This window comes from Bradyrhizobium sp. Ken01 (genome assembly GCF_055807355.1).
Genome location: NZ_JBVVPC010000007.1, coordinates 29,763 through 56,061, shown reverse-complemented (window position 1 = coordinate 56,061; position 26,299 = coordinate 29,763). Strand labels below are relative to the sequence as shown.

General features: G+C 64.2%; 23 protein-coding genes. 6 read left to right on the top strand and 17 right to left on the bottom strand.

Translation table 11 applies throughout. From position 1 onward, the window contains the following. Positions 1-103: 103 nt before the first annotated feature. The 3 genes from AC0L3S_RS09840 to AC0L3S_RS09830 all read left to right on the top strand — a co-directional run bounded on the left by AC0L3S_RS09840 (position 104) and on the right by AC0L3S_RS09830 (position 3,454). Positions 104-1,405, top strand: coding sequence for a lytic murein transglycosylase (locus tag AC0L3S_RS09840; protein WP_473278920.1), 1,302 nt, complete (start codon positions 104-106; stop codon positions 1,403-1,405). A 261-nt stretch (positions 1,406-1,666) separates the two neighbouring features. Next, positions 1,667-2,170 (top strand): DUF1993 domain-containing protein, encoded by a 504-nt coding sequence (locus tag AC0L3S_RS09835; protein WP_473262807.1) that lies wholly within the window; start codon positions 1,667-1,669, stop codon positions 2,168-2,170. 183 nt (positions 2,171-2,353) lie between these two features. After that, positions 2,354-3,454 (top strand): alkene reductase, encoded by a 1,101-nt coding sequence (locus AC0L3S_RS09830; RefSeq protein WP_473278919.1) that lies wholly within the window; start codon positions 2,354-2,356, stop codon positions 3,452-3,454. Positions 3,455-3,656: 202 nt separating this feature from the next. On the opposite strand, the gene AC0L3S_RS09825 is transcribed toward AC0L3S_RS09830, so the two are convergent. The 7 genes from AC0L3S_RS09825 to glpD form a co-directional block, all read right to left on the bottom strand. Next, positions 3,657-5,399: an ABC transporter substrate-binding protein gene (locus AC0L3S_RS09825; RefSeq protein ID WP_473278997.1), complete on the bottom strand. Its 1,743-nt coding sequence runs from the start codon at positions 5,397-5,399 to the stop codon at positions 3,657-3,659. 127 nt (positions 5,400-5,526) lie between these two features. Next, positions 5,527-5,856 carry a DUF2160 domain-containing protein gene (locus AC0L3S_RS09820; RefSeq protein ID WP_211398805.1) on the bottom strand — a complete coding sequence of 110 codons (330 nt, stop codon included), beginning with the start codon at positions 5,854-5,856 and terminating at the stop codon, positions 5,527-5,529. Positions 5,857-5,924: 68 nt separating this feature from the next. Continuing rightward, positions 5,925-6,731 (bottom strand): carbohydrate ABC transporter permease, encoded by an 807-nt coding sequence (locus AC0L3S_RS09815; protein WP_007606994.1) that lies wholly within the window; start codon positions 6,729-6,731, stop codon positions 5,925-5,927. Next, positions 6,731-7,633 carry a carbohydrate ABC transporter permease gene (locus AC0L3S_RS09810; protein WP_219684474.1) on the bottom strand — a complete coding sequence of 301 codons (903 nt, stop codon included), beginning with the start codon at positions 7,631-7,633 and terminating at the stop codon, positions 6,731-6,733. Before AC0L3S_RS09810 ends, AC0L3S_RS09815 begins: the two co-directional genes overlap by 1 nt. Beyond that, positions 7,633-8,718 carry an ABC transporter ATP-binding protein gene (locus tag AC0L3S_RS09805; RefSeq protein ID WP_473278918.1) on the bottom strand — a complete coding sequence of 362 codons (1,086 nt, stop codon included), beginning with the start codon at positions 8,716-8,718 and terminating at the stop codon, positions 7,633-7,635. The genes AC0L3S_RS09810 and AC0L3S_RS09805 overlap by 1 nt, the downstream gene beginning before the upstream one ends. Positions 8,719-8,729: 11 nt before the next feature. Then, positions 8,730-9,809: an ABC transporter ATP-binding protein gene (locus AC0L3S_RS09800; RefSeq protein WP_473278917.1), complete on the bottom strand. Its 1,080-nt coding sequence runs from the start codon at positions 9,807-9,809 to the stop codon at positions 8,730-8,732. Beyond that, entirely contained in the window at positions 9,806-11,356 is a 1,551-nt protein-coding gene (glpD, locus tag AC0L3S_RS09795) for a glycerol-3-phosphate dehydrogenase (protein WP_473278916.1), read from the bottom strand. Before glpD ends, AC0L3S_RS09800 begins: the two co-directional genes overlap by 4 nt. Before the next feature lie 231 nt (positions 11,357-11,587). On the opposite strand from glpD, the gene AC0L3S_RS09790 reads away from it, so the two are divergent. After that, positions 11,588-11,869, top strand: coding sequence for a type II toxin-antitoxin system Phd/YefM family antitoxin (locus tag AC0L3S_RS09790; protein WP_473278915.1), 282 nt, complete (start codon positions 11,588-11,590; stop codon positions 11,867-11,869). Next, the gene (locus AC0L3S_RS09785) at positions 11,866-12,291 is read left to right on the top strand and encodes a PIN domain-containing protein (protein ID WP_473262800.1); all 426 of its coding nucleotides are present in this window, start codon (positions 11,866-11,868) and stop codon (positions 12,289-12,291) included. The genes AC0L3S_RS09790 and AC0L3S_RS09785 overlap by 4 nt, the downstream gene beginning before the upstream one ends. A 3-nt stretch (positions 12,292-12,294) precedes the next feature. On the opposite strand, the gene AC0L3S_RS09780 is transcribed toward AC0L3S_RS09785, so the two are convergent. Then, positions 12,295-13,137 carry a DeoR/GlpR family DNA-binding transcription regulator gene (locus AC0L3S_RS09780; RefSeq protein ID WP_473262799.1) on the bottom strand — a complete coding sequence of 281 codons (843 nt, stop codon included), beginning with the start codon at positions 13,135-13,137 and terminating at the stop codon, positions 12,295-12,297. A 91-nt stretch (positions 13,138-13,228) separates the two neighbouring features. Continuing rightward, positions 13,229-13,903 (bottom strand): HAD family hydrolase, encoded by a 675-nt coding sequence (locus AC0L3S_RS09775; RefSeq protein WP_473278914.1) that lies wholly within the window; start codon positions 13,901-13,903, stop codon positions 13,229-13,231. Positions 13,904-14,057: 154 nt separating this feature from the next. On the opposite strand from AC0L3S_RS09775, the gene AC0L3S_RS09770 reads away from it, so the two are divergent. Beyond that, positions 14,058-14,549 carry a nuclear transport factor 2 family protein gene (locus AC0L3S_RS09770; protein WP_473278913.1) on the top strand — a complete coding sequence of 164 codons (492 nt, stop codon included), beginning with the start codon at positions 14,058-14,060 and terminating at the stop codon, positions 14,547-14,549. 226 nt (positions 14,550-14,775) lie between these two features. On the opposite strand, the gene AC0L3S_RS09765 is transcribed toward AC0L3S_RS09770, so the two are convergent. The 8 genes from AC0L3S_RS09765 to AC0L3S_RS09730 all read right to left on the bottom strand — a co-directional run bounded on the left by AC0L3S_RS09765 (position 14,776) and on the right by AC0L3S_RS09730 (position 26,154). Further along, on the bottom strand, positions 14,776-14,967 hold the full coding sequence (locus AC0L3S_RS09765) for a hypothetical protein (protein WP_200472535.1): 192 nt from the start codon (positions 14,965-14,967) through the stop codon (positions 14,776-14,778). Positions 14,968-15,188: 221 nt separating this feature from the next. Further along, the gene (locus tag AC0L3S_RS09760) at positions 15,189-15,599 is read right to left on the bottom strand and encodes an acyl-CoA thioesterase (protein WP_018454990.1); all 411 of its coding nucleotides are present in this window, start codon (positions 15,597-15,599) and stop codon (positions 15,189-15,191) included. Between the two features lie 52 nt (positions 15,600-15,651). Next, positions 15,652-17,748 carry a 3-hydroxyacyl-CoA dehydrogenase NAD-binding domain-containing protein gene (locus AC0L3S_RS09755; RefSeq protein ID WP_473278912.1) on the bottom strand — a complete coding sequence of 699 codons (2,097 nt, stop codon included), beginning with the start codon at positions 17,746-17,748 and terminating at the stop codon, positions 15,652-15,654. Positions 17,749-17,750: 2 nt separating this feature from the next. Then, the gene (locus tag AC0L3S_RS09750) at positions 17,751-19,034 is read right to left on the bottom strand and encodes an acetyl-CoA C-acetyltransferase (protein ID WP_473278911.1); all 1,284 of its coding nucleotides are present in this window, start codon (positions 19,032-19,034) and stop codon (positions 17,751-17,753) included. After that, complete coding sequence (locus AC0L3S_RS09745) at positions 19,034-21,301, bottom strand: acyl-CoA dehydrogenase (protein ID WP_473278910.1); 2,268 nt, start codon at positions 21,299-21,301, stop codon at positions 19,034-19,036. Before AC0L3S_RS09745 ends, AC0L3S_RS09750 begins: the two co-directional genes overlap by 1 nt. A 277-nt stretch (positions 21,302-21,578) precedes the next feature. Beyond that, the gene (locus AC0L3S_RS09740) at positions 21,579-22,202 is read right to left on the bottom strand and encodes a flavin reductase family protein (protein ID WP_473278909.1); all 624 of its coding nucleotides are present in this window, start codon (positions 22,200-22,202) and stop codon (positions 21,579-21,581) included. Positions 22,203-22,380: 178 nt separating this feature from the next. Further along, positions 22,381-22,980 (bottom strand): TetR/AcrR family transcriptional regulator, encoded by a 600-nt coding sequence (locus AC0L3S_RS09735; protein ID WP_473278908.1) that lies wholly within the window; start codon positions 22,978-22,980, stop codon positions 22,381-22,383. Between the two features lie 36 nt (positions 22,981-23,016). After that, positions 23,017-26,154, bottom strand: coding sequence for an efflux RND transporter permease subunit (locus AC0L3S_RS09730; RefSeq protein ID WP_473278907.1), 3,138 nt, complete (start codon positions 26,152-26,154; stop codon positions 23,017-23,019). Positions 26,155-26,299 lie beyond the last annotated feature (145 nt).

Below are 26,299 nucleotides of genomic sequence, written 5' to 3'. Positions count from 1 at the left end.
AAGGTTTCCGGGTGCGTCGCGGAGCCGCGGCACTGGTTTGAAGTCAATCGTTCCATTAAGCTTGGCCAAGAATCCAAGCGTCTCCTCCCCTTGCGGAAACCTCATGCTCCAGACCCGATTTGCGATCGCGGCCGCCGCCCTGCTCACGCTCGCCCTTCCCGCTTCTGCCCAGTTCGCTCCGCCACCCGCAAAGCCGGCGGCCCCCAGGGCCAGCGCGCCCTCCCCGCGCGCGGCGTCGTGTCACAACGGAGCGAACTTCGATCGCTTCCTGGCCGACGTGAAACAGCAGGCCGTTGCCGCCGGCGTGTCGCAGCGGACGATCGCGGCGGCCTCGCCTTACCTCGTCTACGACCAGGGCATCGTCAATCGCGACCGCGGCCAGCGCGTGTTCGGCCAGCTCTTCACCGAATTTGCCGGCCGCATGGCCGCGCCCTATCGCATGCAGAACGGCCAGCAGCACATCAAGCAACATGCGGCCGCGTTCGCGCGCGCGGAAAAGGAATACGGCGTGCCGCCCGCGGTGATCGCCGCGTTCTGGGGACTGGAGAGCGATTTCGGCGTCAACATGGGCAATCTGCCGACGCTGAAATCGCTGGTGTCGCTGGCCTATGATTGCCGCCGCTCGGAGATGTTCGTGAACGAGACCATCGCCGCGCTGAAGATCATCGACCGCGGCGATTTGCATCCCGACGAGATGGTCGGCTCCTGGGCCGGCGAGCTCGGACAGACCCAGTTCCTGCCGGTGCATTACGTCAACTATGCCGTCGACTATGACGGCGACGGACGACGCGATCTCCTCCGCAGCGAGGACGACGTGATCGGCTCGACGGCGAACTACATCGCCAACGGGCTGAAGTGGCGGCGCGGTGAGCCCTGGCTGGAGGAGATCAAGGTGCCGCAGAACCTGCCGTGGGATCAGACCGACCTCACGGTGCGAGAGCCGCGCTCGAAATGGGCTCAGCTCGGCGTGACCTATCCCGACGGCCGGCCGCTGCCGAACGACAACCTCGCGGCCTCCGTGCTGCTGCCGATGGGACGCTTCGGCCCGGCCTTCATGGCGTACCCGAATTTCGCCGCCTACACCGAGTGGAATAACTCGCTGATCTATTCGACCACCGCTGGTTATCTCGCCACCCGCATCGCGGGCGCGGCTCCGATGCGAAAGCCGTCCACACCGGTCGCGCAGCTGCCGTTCAACGAGCTCAAGCAATTGCAGCAGCTTCTGGTCCAGGCCGGCTTCAATGTCGGTAAGGTCGACGGCGTGCTGGGCCAGCAGAGCCGCGCCGCCGTCAAGGCGATGCAGATCAAATACGGTCTGCCCGCCGATTCCTGGCCCACCGCCGAGCTTTTGGCCCGGATGCGCGGTGGTACGGCGCAGGCGCAGCCTGCGGCGACGATCCGCTAAGCACCAGGATCGTTGTCATGCCCCGCGAAAGCGGGGCATCCAGTACGCCGCGGCCTATCGATTCAATTCCAGCTGCCTCGGATTACTGGATCGCCCGGTCAAGCCGGGCGATGACACCGAGGGTATGACGCCGATAGCGCCACAGCCCCGGTAGAATTTTCGCACTGCACAAGCGGCTTTTGCGATTGTATTTTTCCATGAGGTTCCCATGTGAGTGGCTCAGGTTTCTCCTGAGATTTCCCACCACAGAGCGAGCATCACATGTCTTTCCACGACGCCGTCGTTCCTGCCTATTTGCAGATGCTGAACAGCCTGACCGGCCTGCTCACGAAAGCCGAGGCGCATTGTGCGGCCAAGAAGGTCGACCCGAGCGTCCTGCTGGGGTCCCGCCTGTTTCCGGACATGCTGCCGCTGTCGAAGCAGATCCAGCTGGTCAGCGATTTCGCAGCCAAAGGCTGCGCCCGGCTGACCCATAGCGAAGTGCCCTCCACACCGGACACCGAGACCAGCTTTGCGGAGTTGAAGCAGCGCCTGGCGAAGACCATCGACTATGTGAAATCGTTCAAGCCGGCGCAGTTCGAGGGCGCCGACACCAGGGACGTCACCTTCCCGGCCGGTCCCGACAAGTCCATCACCATGAAGGGCCAGCAATTCCTGAGCGCGTTCTCGCTGCCGAACTTCTATTTCCACGCCGCGACTGCCCACGGCCTTCTGCGCCACGCCGGCGTCGAGATTGGCAAGCGCGATTTCCTCGGCGCGAACTAAAACGCGATTATTCAGGCGGCCGCGGCGGGAGATCGAATCTGCTGCCGCGGCCGAAATTGCACATGATTTATGCTGCGCGGCTCCAATGCGCATCTCGCCTGCAGTTTCTGTATGGCTCCTCCCTTGCGTTGATTGCCGCGATGCACAAATGTTCCGGACCACTCATCGCCTGGAAGCATTCTCATGAGCCGTTCGACCAAATCGTTTGAGACCTACAAGCTCGGCCCGATCACGCTGGCCAACCGCTTGGTGATGGCGCCGCTGACGCGCAACCGCGCCGTTCCCGGCACCTTCGTACCGAGCCCGCTCGCGGCGGACTATTACGGCCAGCGTGCTTCCGCGGGCCTTCTGATCACCGAAGCGAGCCAGGTCTCGCAGCAGGGCCAAGGCTACCAGGACACCCCCGGCATCTACTCCAAGGAGCAGGTTGCCGGCTGGCGCAAGGTCACCGATCAGGTGCATCAGCGCGGCGGCAAGATCTTCATCCAGCTCTGGCATGTCGGTCGCATCTCGCATGTCGACCTTCAAGCCAATGGCGCAGCCCCGGTGGCGCCGAGCGCGATCCGCGCCAAGGGCAAGACCTTCGTCAACGGCGGCTTCGCCGATGTTTCCGAGCCCCGTGCGCTCGAGCTCTCCGAAATTCCAGGGATTATCGACGATTTCAAGCGCGCCACGAAGAATGCGCTCGAAGCCGGCTTCGACGGCGTCGAGATCCATGGCGCCAACGGCTATCTGCTCGAGCAGTTCGCCAAGGACGGCACCAACAAGCGTACCGACGCCTATGGCGGCTCCGTCGAGAACCGGGCGCGGCTGATGCTGGAAGTCTCCAGGGCCGTCGTGGCGGAGGCCGGCGCCGACCGCACCGGCATCCGCATCTCGCCGGTGACGCCGGCCAACGACATCTCGGATTCGAACCCGCAAGCCCTTTACGACCATATCGTCGACGGGCTCGCCGCGCTGAAGCTGGTCTATCTTCATGTCGTCGAAGGCGCGACCGGCGGTCCGCGCGACATCGCGCCGTTCGACTATGCGGGCCTGCGCAAGCGCTTCCCCGGCGCCTACATCGCCAACAACGGCTATGATTTCGACCTCGCCACCAAGGTGCTGGACGCGAACGCGGCCGATCTCATCGCCTTCGGCAAGCCTTTCATCTCCAACCCCGATCTGGTCGAGCGGCTGAAGCAGGGCGCGACGCTGAACGATTGGGACAAGAACACGTTCTACGGCGGCGGCGCGAAGGGATACACCGACTATCCGACGCTGGCGGCTGAGCCGGCGGAGTAAGGCGGGCACAGCTGTCATGCCCGCGAAGGCGGGCATCCAGTACGCCGCGGCTTCTCGATTCAAGCCACGACCGCCTCTGGAATACTGGATCGTCCGCCTTCGCGGACGATGACAGCGGAGGATAATCGAGAGAGTACGACGTCACGCAAAACAAGAAAAAGGCCGGGATTGCTCCCGGCCTTTCGTCGTTATGAGACGTGCCTTACTGCAGCGAAGCGCGCTTCGGGGGCTGGGCCGGCCACGACTTGATCAGGGTGTCGTAGTCGACCGTTTCGCCCTTCGGCTTCTCGTTGGCGAGCTTGCGCTGGGGAGCAATCGTTCCGTCCTTCTGGGCCTTGGCGAACCAGTACTCGGCCGTCTCCTTCTTGTGCAGCTTCGGACCGCAGGCCCCCTGCACGCCGGACTTCTCCAGGCGCTCCATCACGGAGTCCTGAGCAGCGGCGAGCGAGTCCATCGCGGCTTGCGGCGTCTTCGCACCGGACGACGCATCGCCGATGTTCTGCCACCACAGCTGCGCCAGCTTCGGATAGTCGGGCACGTTGTTGCCGGTCGGGGTCCACTGCACGCGCGCGGGCGAGCGGTAGAACTCGATCAGGCCGCCGAGCTTCGGCGCACGCTCCGTGAACGACTTGTCCCAGATGTCGGATTCCCGAATGAACGTGAGGCCGACATGGCTCTTCTTCAGCGACACCGTCTTGGAGACGATGAACTGAAGATAGAGCCAGGCCGCCTTGCGGCGATCCGCCGGGGTCGACTTCAGCAGCGTCACGGAGCCGGCGTCCTGGTAGCCGAGCTTCATGCCTTCCTTCCAGTACGAACCGTGCGGCGACGGAGCCATACGCCACTTCGGCGTACCGTCCGCGTTCATCACCGCGATGCCCGGCTTCACCATGTCGGCGGTGAAGGCGGTGTACCAGAACATCTGCTGGGCGATGTTGCCCTGCGCCGGCACCGGACCCGACTCGGAGAAGGTCATGCCCTGAGCCTGCGGCGGAGCATACTTCTTCATCCACTCCAGGTACTTGGTGATCGAGTAGACCGCGGCCGGGCCGTTGGTGTCGCCGCCACGTTCGACCGAGGAGCCGACCGGACGGCAACCTTCCATGCGGATGCCCCATTCGTCCACCGGCAGACCGTTCGGAATGCCCTTGTCGCCGTTACCGGCCATCGACAGCCAGGCGTCGGTGAAACGCCAGCCGAGCGACGGGTCCTTCTTGCCATAGTCCATATGGCCGTAGACCTTGACGCCGTTGATCTCCTTGATGTCGTTGGTGAAGAACTCGGCGATGTCTTCATAGGCCGACCAGTTCACGGGCACGCCGAGCTCGTAGCCGTACTTGGCTTTGAACTTGGCCTTGTAGTCGGGGTTGGTGAACCAGTCGTAGCGGAACCAGTAGAGGTTCGCGAACTGCTGGTCGGGCAGCTGATAGAGCTTGCCGTCCGGCGCCGTGCCGAACGACTTGCCGATGAAGTCGTTGACGTCGAGCATGGGGTCGGTGACGTCCTTGCCCTCGCCGGTCATGTAGTCCGACAGCGCGATGGTCTGGCCGTAGCGGAAGTGCGTGCCGATCAGGTCGGAATCGTTGATCCAGCCGTCGTACACGTTCTTGCCGGATTGCATCTGGGTCTGCAGCTTCTCGACGACGTCACCTTCCTGGATGATGTCGTGCTTGAGCTTGATGCCGGTGAGCTCGGAGAACGCCTTGGCCAGCGTCTGCGACTCGTATTCATGGGTCGTGATGGTTTCGGAGACCACGTTGATCTCCATGCCCTTGAAGGGCTCGGCGGCCTTGGCGAACCACTCCAGCTCCTTCTTTTGGTCTTCCTTCGACAGCGTCGAGGGTTGGAATTCCGCGATCCACTTCTGGATCGCGGCGTCGTCGGCGGCGCGCACCGGCGCCGAGACGGCCAACGACACCGCGACCATGGCGGCGACGCTGGACATCGTCAGAAAGCTATTCTTGGTCAATGGACGTTCCCTTCTCCTAAACTGCCGCATGTTGTTCCTCCGTTGCAGCGACAAACTTTTTACAGGCCCGGGTTGGTCCCGGATCTGGCCGTTCCTTCGCGGGCTAGACCGTGCGGAAAATGAGTACGGCCGTGGCCAGCGAAATTCCTGATGCGATCCAAAGGCGCGAAATTTCAAGTCCGTCCTCGCCGATCGGCAGCGTGGCGAGGGCGTCGGTGCCGGCGAAAGCGATCCAAAGCAAATGGATGACCGCTGCCGTGATCAGGGAGATGAACAGGCGGTCGCCGCGCGTGGTCGGGATGCGCAGCACGCCGACGCGTTCGGCTTCGGGATAGGCCACCCCGAGCCAGGTCATCACGGCCAGCGTGCAGGCGAGCGCGACAAAGAAGATCGCCGTCGGCGGCGTCCAGGCCATCCATGCAATAGATTCCATGCTCTTACTCCTTGCGCATGATCTGGTCCGAAAACCGGTTTCCACTTTTCGGGATCATGCGCGCCTCCCTACACCCGACCGAGCGCGAAACCGCTCGCGATATAATTGCGGACGAACCAGATCACGAGCGCGCCCGGGATGATGGTCAGCACGCCGGCCGCAGCCAGCAGGCCCCAGTCCATGCCCGCGGCCGACACCGTGCGCGTCATGATCGCCGCGATCGGCTTGGCCTGCACCGAGGTCAGCGTGCGCGCGAGCAGCAGCTCGACCCAGGAGAACATGAAGCAGAAGAAGGCGGCGACGCCGATGCCGCTCGCGATCAGCGGCACCAGGATCTTGATGAAGAAGCGCGGGAAGGAATAGCCGTCGAGGAAGGCGGTCTCGTCGATCTCGCGCGGCACGCCGGAGACGAAGCCTTCCAGGATCCACACCGCCAGCGGGACGTTGAAGATGCAGTGCGCCAGCGCGACCGCCCAAGGCGTATCGAACAGCCCGATCGCCGAATAGAGATTGAAGAACGGCAGGGCATAGACCGCGGCCGGCGCCATGCGGTTCGACAGCAGCCAGAAGAACAGATGCTTGTCGCCGAGGAAACGGTAGCGCGAGAACGCGTAGGCCGCCGGCAGCGCCACCGAGATCGAGATGATGGTGTTGAGGACGACATATTCCAGCGAGTTGATGTAGCCGGAATACCAGCTCTCGTCGGTGAAGATGCGCTTGTAGTGCTGGAGCGTCGGGGCGTGCGGCCACAGCGTCATCGTCGAGACGATCTCGGCATTGGTCTTGAAGCTCATGTTGACGAGCCAGTAGATCGGCAACAGCAGGAAGATCAAGAACAGCGCCATGATGAGGCGACGGCCGGGGATCGAGTGCATCACGCGGCTCCTTCCTGCGGCTTCCGCTCGGCGCCGGCATTGGTCATGACGGTGTAGAAGATCCAGCAGACGATCAGGATGATGAGGTTGTAGACCAGCGACAGTGCGGCGGCCTTGCCGAGGTCGAACTGGCCCAGCGCGATCTTGACCAGTTCGATCGACACGAAGGTCGTCGAATTGCCGGGCCCGCCACCCGTCACCACGAACGGCTCGGTGTAGATCATGAAACTGTCCATGAAGCGCAGCAGCACCGCGATCAGCAGCACGCGGTTCATCTTCGGCAGCTGGATCGCCTTGAACACCGCCCAGCGCGAGGCGCCATCGATCTGCGCCGCCTGGTAATAGGCTTCGGGAATGGACTTCAGGCCGGCGTAGCAGAGCAGCGCGACCAGGCTGGTCCAGTGCCAGACGTCCATCACGATGACAGTGACCCAGGCGTCGATGTCGTTGGAGACGTAATTGTAGTCGATGCCGATGGCATTGAGGACATAGCCGAGCAGGCCGATGTCGGGGCGGCCAAAGATCTGCCAGATCGTGCCGACCACATTCCATGGGATCAGCAGCGGCAACGCGAGGATGACGAGGCATGCCGCGACCGTCCAGCCCTGGCGCGGCATCGACAGCGCAACGACGATGCCGAGCGGCACCTCGATTGCGAGGATCACCAGCGAGAAGAACAGATTGCGGCCGAGCGAGGCCAGGAAGCGGCCGCCGAGATCAGTCGAGGGATCGAGCAATTCCTTGAACCAGCCGACACCGTTCCAGAAGAACTGGTTGTTGCCGAAGGTGTCCTGCATCGAATAGTTCACCACCGTCATCAGCGGCAGCACTGCCGAGAAGGCGACGACCAGGAACACCGGCAGCACCAGGAACCAGGCTTTTTGGTTGACGGTCTTGTCCATCAGGCGGCTCCCTCCACCAGAAGGCTGTCGGCATAGACGTGGACGTGCGACGGGTCGAATTTCAGGCCGGCCGTGCCGTCCGGGCTCGTGAAGCCGGCCGGTGCACGGGCCGCGAGTTTTGCGTCGCCGAGCCGCGCACGCGCGAAGCGGATGCGGCCGAGGTCGTCGACGCGTTCGATCTTCGCACTGAGCAGGCCGGGCGCAGGCGCAACGGCCTCGACGAATTCCGGACGGACGCCGATCTCGATCTTCGCGCCATCAGGCAGCTTGTCGTAGCTGCGGTTGAGCGCGATCACATGACCGCCGATCCTGGCCTCGCGGCCCCTCACCTCGGCCGGAAGAATGTTCATGCCGGGCGAGCCGATGAAATAGCCGACAAAGGTATGCGCCGGCTTGTCGAACAGCTCGGCCGGCGTGCCGCTCTGCACCACCCGGCCGTCATGCATGACCACCACAGTGTCGGCGAAGGTCAGCGCCTCGGTCTGGTCGTGGGTGACGTAGATCATCGTCAGGTCGAGCTCGCGATGCAACGCCTTCAGCTTGGAGCGGAGCTGCCATTTCAGCTCGGGGTCGATCACGGTGAGCGGCTCGTCGAACAGCACGGCGGCGACATCGGAGCGTACCAGGCCCCGGCCGAGCGAGATCTTCTGCTTGGCATCGGCCGTGAGCCGCGTCGCCTTGCGGTTCAGATAGGGCTCGAGGTCGAGCAGGCGGCCGATCTCGGCGACGCGCTTGTCGATCTCGGCCTTCGGCACGCCGCGATTCTTCAGAGGGAACGCCAAATTCTGCCCCACCGTCATGGTGTCGTAGATCACCGGAAACTGGAACACCTGGGCGATGTTGCGCTTCTGGGTTGACAGCGGTGTGATGTCCTCGCCGTCGAACAGGATTTTCCCGCGCGACGGCGTGATGATGCCCGAGATGACGTTGAGCAGCGTGGTCTTGCCGCAGCCGGACGGCCCGAGCAGCGCGTAGGCGCCGCCCTGCCGCCAGGTCATGGTGACAGGCTTGAGAGAAAAGCTGTCCTGCGGCGCATCATTGCCGCCGTAGGAGTGCGCGAGATCGACGAGGTCAATGCGGGCCATGTCGCATCTCCTCAGATACTGCCAGGAGCGGCGACCAAACGGTCTGCCGCATCGAAAACGAAGACGTCGTTGGGATCGAGCACGGCATCGAGCGTCTGGCCGGGCTCGAACTCGTGCACGCCGTGCAGCACCGCCACCCAGTTCGATCCGTCGCGGGTCAAATGCACGAAACTCTCCGAACCGGTGATCTCGGTCACCGTTACCGTGGCGTGGAAGGCGTGGCGGTCGGTCTCGCCATTGGCGAGCGCGAGCTGGTGCGCGCGGAAACCGACGCGATAGGCGCCGTCGGCGAGAGACGAATAGAGACCGGATGCCGGCGCGGCAATGCCTCCGGCATATTGCACGGAGCCGTTCTTTTTCTCGACGCCGACGAGATTGAGCGGCGGATCGGAGAACACCTGGGCGACCCGCAAGGTCTGCGGCCGCCTGTAAACGCTCGGCGTCTCACCGATCTGGAGCGCCTTTCCCTCCCACATGCACACCGTGTTGCCGCCGAGCAGCAGCGCCTCGGTCGGCTCGGTCGTGGCATAGACGAAGATCGCGCCGGACGCCTCGAAGATGCGCGGCAGCTCGGTGCGCAGCTCCTCGCGCAGCTTGTAGTCGAGATTGGCGAGCGGCTCGTCGAGCAGCACGAGGTCGGCGCCCTTGACCAGCGCGCGAGCCATCGCAGTTCGCTGCTGCTGGCCGCCGGAAAGCTGGAGCGGCGTGCGCTTCAGGAACGGCTCGAGCCGGAGCAGCCGGGCGGCTTCCGCAACGCGCGCCTCGATCTCGGCGCGAGGCTTGCCCTGCACGCGCAAGGGCGAGGCGATGTTCTCGTAGACCGACAGAGAGGGGTAGTTGATGAACTGCTGATAGACCATGGCGACCGAGCGCTGGCGCACGTCGACACCGGTAACGTCCTTGCCATTGACCAGCAGCTTGCCCGATGTCGGCTTGTCGAGGCCCGCGAGCAGCCGCATGATCGAGGTCTTGCCCGACAGCGTCGGTCCGAGCAGCACGTTGAGCGTGCCGCTCTCGAGCGTCAGCGAGACGTCGCGGATGTGCTCGATACCGTCGACGGTCCGGGTCACGTGATCGAGGGTCACGGTCATGAGCGTCCTCCGGCTTCCAGCAGGGGACTTTGCTGCACGGCGTGGGTCCTGATCCAGTCGTCAAGCGCCGCGATCTCGTCGACACTTAGTCGCAGGCCGAGCTTGGAACGGCGCCAGACGACGTCGTCGGCGGTGACGGCCCATTCGTTGGCCATGAGATAGCGGACTTCGCGCTCGCTCAGCGTCGCACCGAAGGCCTGGCCGAGATCGGCCGCCGATTTCGCATCCCCAAGCAGCTTGATTGCTCTCGTGCCATAGGCGCGCGCAAGGCGCCGCGCATGCTCGTGGCTGAGGAAGGGATAACCGCGCTGAAGCTCGGCGATCAGGCCGTCGACATCGGACACGCCCATGTCGCCGCCGGGCAGCGGCCATTTGCCGGTCCAGCCTTCGCGCGCTTTCGCACTGCGAAGATAGGGCGCGAGCCGTTCCAGCGCCTCCTCGGCGAGACGGCGGTAGGTCGTGATCTTGCCGCCATAGATCGACAGCAGCGGCACGCCGCCGGGCGTGTCGAGTTCGAACACATAGTCGCGCGTCGCGGCCTTGGCTTCGCTGGCGCCGTCGTCATAGAGCGGACGCACGCCGGAATAGGTCCAGACCACGTCATCGGGCGTGACAGGCTTGGCCAGATATTCGCTTGCCGCCGTGCAGAGATACTGGATCTCCTCGGCCGTCGCCTTCACCTTGGCGGGATCGCCGTCATAGTCGCGGTCGGTGGTGCCGATCAGCGTAAAATCGTCCTGATAGGGAATGACGAAGATGATGCGGCCGTCGGCATTCTGGAACATGTAGGCGCGGTCGTGGTCGTAGAGTTTTTTCACCACGATGTGCGAGCCTTGTACCAGGCGCACCTTGGCCTTGGCATTGACGCCGGCGCCGCGGCCAAGCACATCCTCGACCCAGGGACCGCCGGCATTGACGAGCGCACGGGCCTGGATCGACGAGCGCGCGCCGGTCAGCGTGTCGATCATGCCAACGGTCCAGATGCCGTCGGTCTGTTTTATATCGGTTGCGCGGGTCCGGGTGCGGATCTCGGCGCCTTTGTCGGCGGCATCGCGCGCGTTGAGCACGACGAGACGGGCGTCGTCGACGAAGCAGTCGGAATATTCGAACGCGCGACCGTAGCGGTTGGGGATCAGCGGGCGGCCAACCTCGTCACGCCCAAGGTCGACTGAGCGCGTCGCCGGCAACAGATGACGGCCGCCAATGTGGTCATAGAGGAAGAGGCCGAGGCGCAGCAGCCAGGCCGGCCGCAGGCCCGCATGGTGCGGCAAGACGAAACGCAGGGGACGAATGATGTGGGGCGCGATGCCCCAGAGAATCTCGCGCTCGATCAGCGCCTCGCGGACCAGCCGGAACTCGTAATATTCGAGATAGCGCAGGCCGCCATGCACCAGCTTGGTCGACCAGGACGACGTCCCGCTCGCCAGATCGTTCATTTCGCACAGGAAAACCGTGTTGCCGCGGCCTACCGCGTCGCGCGCGATGCCGCAGCCGTTAACACCGCCTCCAATGATGGCGAGGTCGAAAATTCGCTCCAACAGACGCATCCCCCGGCGACCGCCCGTTCAATCGAGCGGTTACTTTCGTTTTTGATTAGATCACACCAGAAAACGAAAGCAAGATGAAAGAGAGGCGAAAGGAAGTGAAAGCGGAACTTATAAGTGGGCAAAGGGGTGCGAAAATGGGCAGTCCAGGAGAGGATCGGAGCAGCATTTTTGCTCTTGAATAGTCGTCGAGGACCATTATTAGTTACTGTAGTCATATTGGTCTTTATCTGCATGACAGAACACAGCACTGCACCAGACTCACCAGCGACCGACTCATGGACGCTTGCCAACGCCAAGGCCCGGCTCTCCGAGGTGATCGACCGTGCCCAGGCCGGCCCGCAAATCATCACCCGACACGGCAAGCCAAATGCGGTGATCGTTTCCGCCGAGGAATGGGCGCGCAAGACGGCGCGCAAAGGTACCCTAGCCGAATTCCTGCTGGCTTCGCCGCTGCGTAGCGCCGATCTCGAGCTTGTACGCGTGCACGACGCGCCGCACGACGAGACGCCGTGAATCTGCTGCTCGACACCAACGTGTTGTCGGAGGTCCAGAGGCCGGCCCCTTCGCCGAAAGTCTTGTCATGGCTTGATACGATCGACGAGGATCGTGCGTTCATCAGCGTGGCATCGATCGCCGAGCTTCGCCGCGGCATCGCATTGCTGGAGGATGGCCGTCGGCGCGCAGCACTGGCCGCCTGGCTTGCCCACGATCTGCCGGAGCGTTTTGCCGGGCGCACCCTGGCGATCGACCACGCGGTGGCGGAACGCTGGGGTGACCTGATGGCTCAGAGCCGCAGAAGCGGCGTCGCATTGTCTGTCATGGACGGCTTCTTTGCCGCGACCGCGCTGGCAAACGACCTCATGCTCGTCACGCGCAATGTGAAGGATTTCGCGGTATTCGGCGTCCCGCTACTCAATCCATGGGAAGCCACATGAAATTTAGCGCAGCCGCACCACCGGCGCGGCCTCGGGCGCTTCTTGTGCCTCGCCTTGGGCATCATCGACGTCCGCCCCCTTCGGCATCGCCGCCATCACCTCGATGCCCTTGCCGTGGCAGATGGTGGCGAGGCGCTCGGGCAATTCCTGGTCGGTGACGAAGGTCTGGATCTGGCTGATATGGGCGATGCGCACCGGCGCGCTGCGCCGGAGTTTTGTGGAATCGGCGACCAGCATGACGCTGCGGGCATTGGCGATGATGGCCTGCGCCACCTGCACCTCGCGATAGTCGAAGTCGAGCAGCGCGCCCTCCTCGTCGATCGCGGACGCGCCGATGATGGCGTAGTCGACCTTGAACTGGCCGATCAGCTGCGTCGCGGTCGAGCCGACCACCGCACCGTCGGCGCGTCGTACCGTGCCGCCGGCGACCACCACCTCGATGCGAGGATGGCGGTACAGCAGCATGGCGACGTTCAGATTGTTGGTGATGACGAGGAGGTCCTCGTGCGAGGTCAGCGCGCTCGCCACCTCCTCGGTCGTGGTGCCGATGTTGATGAAGAGCGAGCAGCCGTTCGGGATCAGCGAGGCGGCGGCAGCTCCAATCGCCTTCTTCTCGTCGGCGGCGACGAAGCGCCGCGCCTCGTAGGCGAGATTTTCCACGCCGGAAGCAATGATCGCGCCGCCATGGATGCGGGTCAGCGATCTCCGCTCGCAGAGATCGTTGAGATCCTTGCGGATGGTCTGCGCCGAGACCTCGAATCGGCGCGCCAGCTCCTCGACCATGACGCGGCCCGAAGCGCGCGCGATGTTGAGGATTTCGGCTTGGCGATGGGTCAGTCCGGTCACGGCGATGGCCTCAAGTCAGGAAGCCGCATGGTGCGGCGGTTCGCGCGTTCGGTCAATGTGCGTGCCGATCACGGTTAACGGACGAAGGTCCTCACCACGCCATCGCGTCCGCAAGGCGCGCGAGCAGGTCTGGATCGTCGAAGGCGCTGGCGGAAGCGATAGCCCCGGCTGCGACCAGATCAGCATGGCTGAGGCTGGTCCGGATGCCGATGGTCGGAATGCCGGCCGCCGCGGCCGACTGCACGCCTGTGCGGGAGTCCTCGAACGCGATTGAGGCCATCGCGCTGGCGCCGGCAAAGCGCAACCCTTCCTGATAAGGCAGCGGATGCGGCTTGCCGTGCAACAGCTCGGCACCGATCACGAGCGCCTTGAAGCGGTGCGTGATGCCGAGGCCGGACAGCAGCAGCTCCGCATTGAGCCGCGGGGCGTTGGTCACGGCGACCATGGGAATACCGGCCGCATCCGCCCTGTCGAGCAGCGCCATCAGGCCCGGCAGCGGCTCGATCTGCCCGGCGACGAGTTCGCGGAAGACTTCCTCCTTCTCATCGAGGATCAAGGCACGCCGTTCCGGCGCCTCGTCGGGCAGAAAGCGCTCGCCGATCGATACATTCGCGAAGCCTTGCAGCTCCCTGGAGAAGCGCGCGTGATCGAAGACATGGCCGCGAGGACCGAGCACCTGATTGAAGGCCTTCAGGTGCAGCGGATCGGTGTTGGCGAGCGTACCGTCGATGTCGAACAGCAACGCCCTGCCGATAGCCTCGATCATGTCCGTACTTTCCCGAATATATGACGCATCAATACGAAAGCCGTATCAATACAGCGCCAATCGCGCAATGACGCACGTGCATGACCACCACGCGACACTCGACAAAGTCGCGCGCGGCTGCAACACTCCATGCAAGATCAAAAAGGAGGAAACGATGACGATCAACCGACGCGATCTGGCTCTCTCGACTCTTGCAGTCCCAGCTCTTGCCGTCTCCACTCTTGCCGTCTCCACTCTTGCCGTCTCAGCGCTCGCAACACCGGTGCTGGCGGCCTCGGCGGACGAGGAAGCCGTGGCGAAGAAGGTCGAGGCGTTCCGTCTCGCCCAGATCGCGGCCGATCCCAAGGCGCTCGGCGCGCTCTGCGCCGACGAGGTGAGCTACAGCCATTCCAGCGGCAAGGTCGAGGACAAGGCGACCTTCGTCGCCAACGCCACCGACGGCAAATCCAAATTCCTGTCCATCGAATACAAGGACCCGACCATCAAGGTCGTCGGCCCCGCTGCGATCGTGCGTTTCCACTGGGTGGCAGAACAGGAGATGGCGGCCGATGGGAAGAAAGTGCCGACCAACCTTCATATCCTGATGAACTGGCAGAAGCAGGGCGACGACTGGAAGCTGCTCTCGCGGGCGGCGACGAAGTTGTGAACAACGGCTGTTCCCCTCTCCCCACGCGGAGAGGGTGGCTTCGCGAAGCGAACTCAGGTGAGGTTTCTCTCCGAGAATGAATCTCTCGCAGTGGAATTTGCGCAGACGACCCCTCATCCGGCGCTACGCGCCACCTTCTCCCACAAGGGGAGAAGGGAAGAAGAGTTCGCGGCAAAAGATTCCTACCTCTCGCGCTACGCGCGGCCCGGAATGACCAGCGGGAGGACTACGCCGCTTCCTTCACATCACCGTTAACCAGCTTGCGCGCGGCGCGCTCGGCTTCGCGGGCGTTGCGGAAGAGCTGGCCTTCGAGTCGGTTGAATTGGTGGGACGATGCGAAGAAGCAGTAGCCGCCCTGGCCACGAACAACGATTCCCGCAGCCTCTGAATTAACTTCGATGATGTAGCTGTCCGGCATGGCCCGTAGATTCCTCAGTGCGGGCAAATAACCGGATCGCGGCCCGAAAGTTCCTCGGGCAAATCAGCCGGTTTCCACCCCGAATCGACAGGCAATTGGGTACGCCGGGACCTCATCCGTTTTATGACTGGTTCTTGGCAAAGCCGCGACGCCGTGTCTCAGTCGCGCCGCGTTTGGTGGCCCCGCATACACCGAATGATGAGGCGCAACGCCGCGCGCGATTACGTCGCGATCGCGGTGTCGGTCGGGCGAACCGGCTGCGGGCGGCCGTGCTCGTCGATCGACACGTAGGTGAAGTTGCCGTCGGTGACGAGGAACGGTTGCTGCTCGCCGCGGCGCAGCGCCCACGCTTCCAGATGCACGGTGATGGACGTGCGCCCGACGCGAACAAGGTGGGCGTGGACCGAAACGAGATCGCCGACATAGACGGCCTTGCGGAAATTCATCGCCTCGATGGCGACGGTCACGGTGCGCGACTTTGCGACCTTTGACGCAAACACGCCGCCGCCGACGTCCATCTGGCTGAGCAGCCAGCCGCCGAAGATGTCGCCGTTTGCGTTGGTGTCGGCAGGCATTGCCAGCGTGCGAATGCAGAGATCGCCGCCCGGCCCGGCATCGGCTTGTTCGTTCATGCCGCTCTCACTTGAAGATTGCTCATTTGAAGATTGCCCACTTGAAAACATCTCACTTGAAATTGTCCCAGCCCGGATCCGGCGCAAAGCGCTCGCCGAATCTTCCAGCCAGCGCGCGCAGCGTAGATGCGACATGATCCACACCACGCGTGCGCGCATAGTTCAACGGGCCGCCACGGAACGGTGCATAACCGGTGCCGAAGATCATGGCGCCGTCGACCATGTCGGCATCATCGACGATACCTTCGCGAAGCGCGGCGACGCAGACATTGGACATCGGCAGCACCAGGCGGTCGATCATCTGGTCGGTGACGCGCGGACCGGTCTCGGGCAACGGCGCCTTTTCGGCCTTGCCGTCGCGCCAGACGTAAAAGCCCTTGCCGGTCTTGCGGCCGAGCTCGCCCTTGGCGACCTTCTCGCGCAGCCAGGCCGGCGTTGGCGGCAGCAGATCGCCGAACTTGCTGCGCAGCATGTCGCCGACGTCGAGACATATGTCGAGCCCGACCTGGTCGGCCAGTTCGATCGGCCCCATCGGCATGCCGAACTGCTCCGCGGCCGCGTCAATCAGGCGCTGGTCGATCTTCTCGTCCAGCATCACCATCGCTTCCAGCATGTAGGGCGTCAGCGCGCGGTTGACGAGGAAGCCCGGCGAGCTCTTCACCGACAACGGCAGCCGATCGATCGCGCCAACGAAAGCGAGCGCCTCCTTCAGCGCCTGCGTATCGTTGCCGTCATGGCTGACGACTTCGACCAGCTGCAACCGCGACACCGGGTTGAAGAAGTGCAAGCCGACCAGCCGCTCCGGACGCGCCAGCGTGGTGCGCAAATCATGCAGCGGAATGCTCGACGTGTTGGTCGCGAGAATCGCGCCCTCCTTCATCCGCGGCTCGATACCGGCATAGACCTTCTGCTTGAGCTCGAGCTTCTCCGGGACCGCCTCGATGATGAGATCGGCATTGCGGACGCCCTCCCCGTCCATGTCGGGGATCAGGCGATCGAGCGCGTCGCGCACCTCGATCGGCTTGCGGATGATCTTGCCGTAGAGCTCGGCGGCGCGCTTGACCGCGCCTGCGATCGGTTCCGCCTTCATGTCGGCGAGCGAGACGCGCAGCCCCTGCCCCGCGCACCAGGCCGCGATGTCGCCGCCCATGGCACCGGCGCCGATGACGTGGACATGCTTGATCGCGTTGCCGGAACCTGCCGCCTTCTTCATCTGCTCGCGTAGGAAGAACACGCGGATCAAATTCTGCGCGGTCGGCGTCACCATAAGCTTGGCGAACGAGGCCTGCTCCGCCCTGAGCATCGCGGCCTTGCTGCCGCCATGGGTCTCCCAGAGATCTATCAGCGCGTAAGGCGCAGGATAATGCTCGCGGGACGCGGCCTTCGCCGCCTCCGATCGCATTCGTTTGGCCAGCAACCCGCGCACCGGGCCGAAATTCGCCGCACGCGTCAGAAAGCCCGGCCGCGCCCGCTTGAGGCGGCCGAACAGCGCGTCCTTCACCGCGTTGCGAACGTGGCGCTCCTGCGTCACGGTGTCGACGAGGCCGAGCGATTTGGCGCGGCGGGCATCGATGGTGCGGCCGGTCAGCATCAGGGCCATCGACTGGGTCGGATTGACCAGCGCTGTGAAACGCGCGGTGCCGCCGAGCCCAGGGTGCAGGCCCAGCATCACCTCGGGGAAGCCGAAGCGCGCGCCGTCGATGGCGATGCGCGATTGGCAGGCGAGCGCGACTTCGAGCCCGCCGCCGAGGCAGAACCCGTGGATCACCGCGACCGTCGGCAGCTTCAGCGCTTCCAGATGGTCGACCACCGCATGGGCGGCACGGATGCGAGTCTCCACCATCGCGGCATCATCGGCGCCACGGAATTCGTTGACGTCGGCGCCTGCAATGAAGCCGGACGGTTTTACGGAGCGGATCACGAGGCCGGCCGGACGCTCGGTCTCGATCGCCGCCAGCACGGAGTCGAACTCCTCCATTACGTCCGAGGACAGCGTATTGGCGCTGGCGTCAGTGCGGTCGAACAGCAGCCAGGCGATGCCGTCGGTGTCGCGCGTCAGCTTGAAATGGCGGTAAGGACTGTCAGGCGCGGGCTTGGGCCCGAGCTCCAGCACGCGGTCGCCGAGCGCGGTCATGATCCTGGAATCCATCGTCACACCGCCTCGATCAGCATGGCGCCGCCGAGCCCGCCGCCGATGCATTCGGTGGCAATGCCGCGCCGCGTGCCGAGCCGCTTCATCGTGTTGACGAGATGCAGCACGATGCGATTGCCGGAGGTGCCGACGGGATGTCCGAGCGAGATAGCGCCGCCGTCGACATTGAGTTTTTCGCGGTCGATCTCGCCGGCAGCGCCATCGAGCCCCAAAATCTCGCGGCAGAACTTGTCGTCATTCCAGGCGGCAAGGCAGCCGAGCACTTGGGTGGCAAACGCTTCGTTGAGCTCCCAGGTCTGGACGTCCTGGATAGTGAGATCGTTGCGCTTGAGTAGCGGCGTCGCCGACATCACCGGACCGAGACCCATGATGCTTGGATCGAGTGCGGCCCAGTTGCTGTCGATGATGACGGCCTTCGGCGTCAGCTTGTGCCTGGCGACCGCTTCGTCGGACGCCAGGATCACCCAGGACGCGCCGTCGGTGATCTGCGAGGAATTGCCGGCAGTGACCTGGCCCCAGGGACGCTCGAACACCGGCCTCAGCTTCGCCAGCTTCTCGGCTGTCGAGTCCGGACGCACGCCATCGTCATGCTCGAAGAATTTTCCGTCACGGGAGAACGCGGTCTCGACCTCGCCCTTGAGAAAACCTTCCGCCTGCGCATGCGCGAGCCGGCGATGGCTCTCGGCGGCATAGGCATCGGACTGCGCGCGGGTGATGCCGAAGAGATGGCCGACGACTTCGGCGGTCTGGCCCATGTTCAAGTCGGTAATGGGGTCGGTCAGCCCGCGCTCGAGGCCGATGATAGGTTTGAGATAACGCGGCCGCAGCTTGAAGGCTGCGGCAAGCTTCGCGGCGACGCCCTTGGCGGTGGCAAGGCCGGCGAACCAGCGCACGCCGGAATTGGGCCAGACCAGCGGCGCATGGCTCAAGGCTTCGGTGCCGCCGGCGAGGATCATGTCGGCATGGCCCTCGCGGATGTAGCGGTAGGCGGTGTCGATCGACTGCATGCCCGAGCCGCAATTGATCTGCACGGTGAAGGCGACCATGTCCTCGCCCATGCCGAGCCGGAGCGCGGCGACGCGGGCCGGGTTCATTTCGTCCGCGATCACGTTGACGCAGCCGAGGATGACCTGGTCGAAGCTATCCGGCGAAAACGGCTGGCGCGCCAGCAGCGGCCGGCCGCATTGCACGGCGAGATCGACCGGGGTGAACGGCCCCGGCCCCGAACGCGCCTTCAAAAACGGCGTCCGGCTGCCGTCGACGATGAAAACCGGTCGTGCCATCAGCTCGCCGCCCTCTGTTCACCGAGTTCCTGGAAGAACTGATGCACGTCACCGGTTTTCTTGTAAATCGGCGACAGCGCCTCCGGCGCAAAATCGTCGACCTCGATCACTTTTGTCACCGCTTCGCGGGCCGCGGCCAGCTGCTCGCCCTCGGCCTGCGTGATCACGCCCTTGGCCACCGCATCCTTCCAGTTGCTCATGTGCGCCGCGCGCATGCGCCTGGCGATGGCGTCCGTGCCTGCGACCAGGTTGAACGCGCGCTCCAGCCGGGCGAAGCCGCCATCGTCATCGACATAAGCCAGATCAGGCGTGAGGCGGTCGCGCGCGGCCGACGGCTCCAGCACGAGGCTCGCGCATTGATGCACGACCCGATCGGAGGGACCCAGCACGCGGGCGCCGAACGGCTGGACCACCAGCTTGAGGATTGCAGCTACAAAGCGGTTGGGCAGATTGGCGAGGATTTCGGCAAGCCGGTTCTCGATGGTCCGAAAGCCCGTCGCCATGCACCATTCGAGCGCGGCAAAGTCCTCCTTCTGCCGGCCCTCGTCCTGCCAGCGCTTGAGCGCGGCCGAGAGCAGATACAGCTCAGACAGGATGTCGCCGAAGCGTGCCGACAGCATCTCCTTGCGCTTGAGCGCGCCGCCGAGTGTCAGCAGCGCCATATCGGCGCAGAGGGCAAACGCCGCGGAGTAGCGCGAGAGCTGGCGATAGAATGGCCTGGCGTCACCGGCGTCGGGTGCAAGCGCGAAGACGCCAAAGCTCCAGCTGCGGCCGAACGCGCGCAAGAGTGTCTCGAAGCTGTGGCCGACATGCTTCCAGAACGCCTTGTCGAAGGCGGTGAGCCCGCGCTCGCGATCGGTATCCGCGAGCGCATTCATCTCGTCGAGCAGATAGGGATGGGCGCGGATGGCGCCCTGCCCGAACACGATGAGATTGCGGGTGAGGATATTGGCGCCCTCGACGGTGATGCCGACGGGGACGGCACGGTGGAGATTGCCGAGATAGTTTTGCGGACCGTCGATCACGGCCTTGCCGCCATGGATGTCCATGGCGTCGTCGACCGCGGTGCGCATCCGCTCGGTCGCGTGCAGCTTCATGATGCCGGAGATGACGGCCGGATGGATCCCGGCATTCAGCGCGGCGCAGGTCAGCCGCCGCGCCGCGTCGAGCTGATAGGCGGTCGCGACGATGCGGGCGAGCGGCTCTTCGACGCCCTCGAATTTGGAAATGGAGATGCCGAACTGCTCGCGGATGCGGGCATAGGCGCCTGTGGTGCGGGCGGCATAGGCGGCGCCGGCGGCGGAGAGCGACGGCAACGAGATGCCGCGGCCGGCGGCGAGCGCGGTCATCAGCATCTTCCAGCCCTGCCCCAGCCGCGCCTGGCCGCCGATGACGTAGTCGAGCGGAATGAAAACGTCGCGGCCCCAGTTCGGGCCGTTCTGGAACACCTGCATCGACGGCAGATGGCGTTTGCCGATTTCGACGCCGGGAAGGTTGGTCGGGATCAGCGCCACGCTGATGCCGAGCTCTTCCTGATCGCCTACGAGATGATCGGGGTCATACGCCTTGAAGGCGAGGCCGAGCAGCGTCGCGACCGGACCGAGCGTGATGTAGCGCTTGTGCCAGTTGAGCTTCAGACCCAGCACCTCCTGGCCCTCGAAGCTGCCCTTGCAGATGATGCCGGTGTCGACCATCGAGGCGGCATCGGAGCCAGCCTCGGGGCTGGTGAGGCCGAAGCAGGGAATGTCACGGCCCTCGGCAAGACGCGGCAGCCAGCGCTGCTGCTGCTCCTTCGTGCCGAAGTGCATCAGGAGTTCGCCGGGGCCTAACGAGTTCGGCACCATCACCGTCACCGCGGCGGCGATCGAGCGGGTCGAGATCTTGCGCACCACTTCCGAATGCGCATAGGGCGAGAAGCCGAGGCCGCCGAACTCCTTCGGAATGATCATGCCGAAGAATTTTTCGCGCTTGATGAAGTGCCAGACATCGGGCGGCAGGTCGCGCCATTCCCAAAAGATCTTCCACTCGTCGAGCATGGCGCAGAGCTCGTCGACGGGGCCATTGAGGAAGGCCTGCTCCTCGTCGGTCAGCATTGCCTGCGGGACCTTCAGCAGCTTCGACCAATCAGGGTTGCCGGTAAAGAGATCGGCGTCCCACCAGACGTCGCCGGCCTCCAGCGCCTCGCGCTCGGTGTCCGACATCGCCGGCAGCACGCCGCGCGCCCAGGAGAAAATCGGCTTTGTCAGGGTGTCGCGGCGGAACCTCATGGCGGACCTCATGGATCGGCGCGGTGCTCGGGCATTTTAGCGGAAAGTGGCCGGCGGGGGTGAACACTTCGCCCGCGAAAAGACGCGAATTGACGCGGCCGTGCGGCCGCCCAGGGGCCATAACGGCCAAGGCGTGGTGGCAGTTCCGGGGGATGTCATTCCGGGGCACGCGAAGCACGAGCCCGGAATCCATGGTGCGGCAGCGTTGGTCGATGAATGGATTCCGGGTTCGCGCCTAACGGCGCGCCCCGGAATGACGGGATGGAGAGAGAGGCGCCTAATCCGGCCGCACCATCTCGAACATGTTTTCCGGCTTGATCTCGAAATAATCCCCGCTGCGGCCGGCCCGGACGATCGGGCGGGCGGCGGCGGTCTGGTAGACGCCATCCTTGATCATGGCCTTGTCGATGTGGACGGCGACCACCTCGCCGAGCGTCAACCAGGCATTGGCTTCCTTGCCGTCGGCGCCCTTGAGCCGGACGATGTCGGACACCTTGCACTCGAAGGCGACGGGACTCTCGCCGACGCGCGGCACGTTGACGAGCCTGCCGCGCACGGCAGTGAGGCCGGCAACCTTGAACTCGTCGACCTCAGGGCCAACATGCGCCGCGGTCGCGTTCATGTGCCTGGCCAGGTCCATGGTGGCGAGATTCCAGACGAACTCACCGGTCTGCTGGATGTTCTCCACCGTGTCCTTCCAGTTGGTGGAGGAGAAGCCGATGATCGGAGGGACGTAGCAGAATGCGTTGAAGAAGCTATAGGGCGCGAGGTTGACGTGGCCCTTGGTGTCGCGCGACGAAATCCAGCCGATCGGCCGCGGCGCGACGATGGCGTTGAAGGGATCGTGCTTGAGGCCGTGGCCCTTGGCGGGCTCGTAGAAGTGCAGGTCTTTGTCGGTCACGCGCTGTTTCCTTCTCGTCATTGCTAGCGCAGCGAGGCAATCCAGAATCCCTCCGCAGAGACAGTCTGGATTGCTTCGCTACGCTCGCAATGACGGAGTTTGTCGATCCGTTCTTGCCCGCCACCAGCCGTCATTCCGGGGCGGTGGGCCTGCTTATAGGAGGAAATCCGTCGCCGCGTCAGTGCCGCGGGGACAATCCCGCGATGACGAAATCGATCATCTGGTCGATGGTCGGGCCCGGCTTGGTAGCGCACTGGGCGATCATCTGGGGGTGGAAAAAGCGCATCATCGCGGTGCAGGCGCAGAGCGCGGCCAGTTGCAGGTCCGGCGCCTCGAACTCGCCGGAGGCCACGCCTTGCGCGATCATCTGGCCGATGACCCCGGCAATGCACTCCATGTGGTTGACGCAGACGTCCCAGTCCTCCTGCATCGCGATCTCGACCATCTCGTGCAGCTTATTGTCGCCGACATAGCGTTCGGTGTTCATGCGATGGATGGTGGTGAGCAGCTCGCGGAAGCGCGGCGCTACCGGACCGGGTCTCGCCACGATCCGCTGCGCTTCCAGCTCGACCTCGCCCATCAGCGAACGGGCCACCGCCTGATGAATCGCCTTCTTCGATTCGAAGAAGCGATAGACGTTGGCGGGGCTCATCTTGAGCTCCTTGGCGATGTCCCCGACCGTGGTCTTGAGATAGCCGATCTGGCGGAACAGCCGCTCGGCCACCTCGAGAATACGATCCCGGGTGTCGCCTTCGATATGTTCCGAAACCAGTGTCATCTGTCAGGACTCGTCAATCAGCCAATTCATCTTCACTTATTCAGCCGCCTCAGCAAGCGGAATTGCGTTCTCGTCATCGCTCCCATGCTGCGGCGCGGCAGGCTGTTCGGGCGTGCCCGCCTCGTCCAGGCTCTTGCGGAACCAGAGGGCGTAGAGACCCGGCAGGTACAGCAGCGTGAGGAAGGTTGCGACGAACAGGCCGCCCATGATGGTGATCGCCATCGGCCCCCAGAACGCCGAGCGCGACAGCGGGATCATGGCGAGGATGGCGGCAAGCGCCGTCAGCACCACCGGACGGGCGCGGCGGACGGTGGCCTCGACGATCGCCTCGCGGCGGGTCAGGCCGTGCGAGACGTCGGTCTCGATCTGATCGACCAGGATGACCGCGTTGCGCATGATCATGCCGGCGAGCGCGATCAGGCCGAGCAGCGCCACGAAGCCGAACGGCGCGTTGGCGATGTTGAGCCCGAAGGAGGCGCCGACGATGCCGAGCGGCGCGGTCAGGAACACCAGGATCAGGCGCGAGAAGCTCTGCAGCTGGAACATCAGCAGCGTCAGCATCACCATGACCATCAGCGGGAAGAGAATGAAGATCGAGGCGTTGCCCTTGGCGGATTCCTCGAACGCGCCGCCCGCCTCGATGCGGTAGGCCGGCTCGAGGTTGTCCTTGATCGCCTTCAGCTTCGGCGCGATCTGGCCGGTGACGTCGGGCGCCTGCACGCCGTCGACGACGTCGGAACGCACTGTGATCGCCATGTCGCGGTTACGCCGCCACATGATCGGCTCCTCGTGGGCATACTCGATCTTGGCGATCTGCTGCAGCGGCACGGCCACGCCGTTACGCGAGGTGATGGTGAGATCGCCGACTGCGCCGAGGTCGAGCCGTTCGGACGATACGGCGCGCGCGACCACGCCGACCTTTTCGATGCCGTCGCGCACGGTCGTCACCTGTGAGCCGGAGATCAGCATCGACAGCGCCTGCGACACGTCCTGCGGGGTCAGACCCATCGCGCGGGCGCGATCCTGATCGACGACGAGCTTGAGGTAAGGCGACTGCTCGTTCCAGTCGAGCTGGACGTCCTTGACGCTCTTGTTCTGCCGCATGACGTCGCGGACCTGGTAGGCGATCTCGCGCACCTTGTTGGCGTCGGGGCCGATGACGCGAAACTGCACGGGAAAACCAACGGGGGGACCGAAATTGAAGCGGTCGACGCGCACGCGGGCCTCGTTGAGAGCGCCGTCGGCAACGGCGTTTTCAAGCCTGGCCTTGATGCGCTCGCGCGCCTCGACGCCCTTTGCGACGATGACGATTTCGGCAAAAGCCTCGTTTGGAAGCTGCGGATTGAGGCCGAGCCAGAAGCGCGGCGAGCCCTGCCCGACATAGGCCGTATAGGTCTCGATGTCCTTGTCGTCCTTGAGCATGGTCTCGGCCTTCTTCACCGCCTTTTCCGTGACGTTGAAGGCGGTGCCCTCGGGCAGACGAAGCTGGAGGAAGAGCTCGGGGCGCTCGGACAGCGGGAAGAACTGCTGCTGGACGTGGCCGAAGCCGACGATCGAGGCGACGAAGACGCCGACGGTCGCAGCCACCACGGTGATGCGGTGGTTGACACACCACTGCACGATCGCGCGCAGGCCCCGGTACATGCGGGTCTCGTAGACCGCGTGCGGATCGTGATTGTGGTGCACCTTGATGTTGGGCAGCAGCATGACGCCGATATAGGGCGTGAAGATCACCGCCACGAACCAGGACGCGACCAGCGCGATCGCCACGATCCAGAAGATGCTGCCGGCATATTCGCCGACCGCGGAATTGGCAAAGCCGATGGGGAGGAAGCCAGCGGCCGTGACCAGCGTTCCCGTGAGCATCGGAAACGCAGTGGATTCCCAGGCAAAGGACGCCGCACGCATGCGGTCCCAGCCCTGCTCCATCTTCACCACCATCATCTCGACAGCGATGATGGCGTCATCGACCAGCAGGCCGAGCGCGATGATCAGCGCACCCAGCGTGATGCGGTGCAGGTCGAGCGACATGGTGTTCATGACGATGAAGACGATGCCGAGCACCAGCGGCACCGACAACGCGACCACGATGCCGGTGCGCCAGCCAAGCGCGAGGAACGACACGAACAACACGATCACCAGCGCCTCCATGAAGGAGTGCACGAATTCGCTGACGGCGTGCTCGACCACCTTGGGCTGGTCGGCGATCAGCTTGATGTCGACGCCCTGCGGCACCGCCTTCATGAATTCAGCCGTCGCCTTCTCGACCTCCTTGCCGAGATCGAGGATATTGGCGCCCTTGGCGGTGACGACGCCAATGCCGATCGCGGCCTTGCCTTCCTGGCGCACGATGAAACTCGGCGGGTCGACATAGCCGTGGGTGACCGTGGCGATGTCGCCGAGGCGGAACACGCGACCGTTGCTCTCGACCGGGGTTTCGGCGACGGCCTTGGCGCCGTCGAGTGCACCGGTGACGCGCAGCGGCACGCGCTGCGACGAGGTCTCGACCGTGCCGGCCGGCGTCACGTTGTTCTGCTTGGCGAGCGAATCGAACAGCGCCTGCGGCGTGATGCCGAGAGTGGCGAGCTTGGCATGGCTGAACTCGACGAAGATGCGCTCATCCTGGTTGCCATAGACGTCGACCTTGGTCACGCCCGGCACCTTCAGGAGGCGCTGACGGAAACCCTCCGAGACCTTCTTGAGCTGGGCGTAGTCGGCGCCGTCGCCGGTCATCATGTAGAGGATGGAATCGACGTCGGAGAACTCGTCGTTGACGACGGGCCCGAGAATCCCTGCGGGCAGCTGGCCCTGCACGTCGGCCAGCTTCTTGCGCAGCAGATAAAAGAGATACGGCACGTCCTTCGGCGGCGTGGAATCGCGGAAGGTGACCTGGAGCGCGGTGAAGCCGGGCTTGGAATAGGTCTGCACCTTCTCGAAGTAGGGCAGCTCCTGGATCTTCTTCTCGATGGGATCGGCGACCTGCGCCTGCATTTCCTGCGCGGTCGCGCCCGGCCACAGCACGGAGACGTTGACCACCTTCACCGTGAAGAACGGATCCTCGGCGCGACCGAGCTTCTGATAGGAGAAGAACCCCGCGACGCCGAGTATGAGCATCAGGAACAGGATCAGCGTCGGATGGCTGACGGCCCAGGCCGAAAGGTTGAAGCGCTTCATCGCACTCTCCAAAGATGATCCGGTTGCAAAAAAACGACAGCCACTCTGTTGAACGCGTCGACGCGAGGCAGCGAAGCAATCCAGGGGGCTGGGCAGGTTCTGGATCGCTTCGCCGCTTCAGCCAAAGCATTTGCGCTCGGGCCGA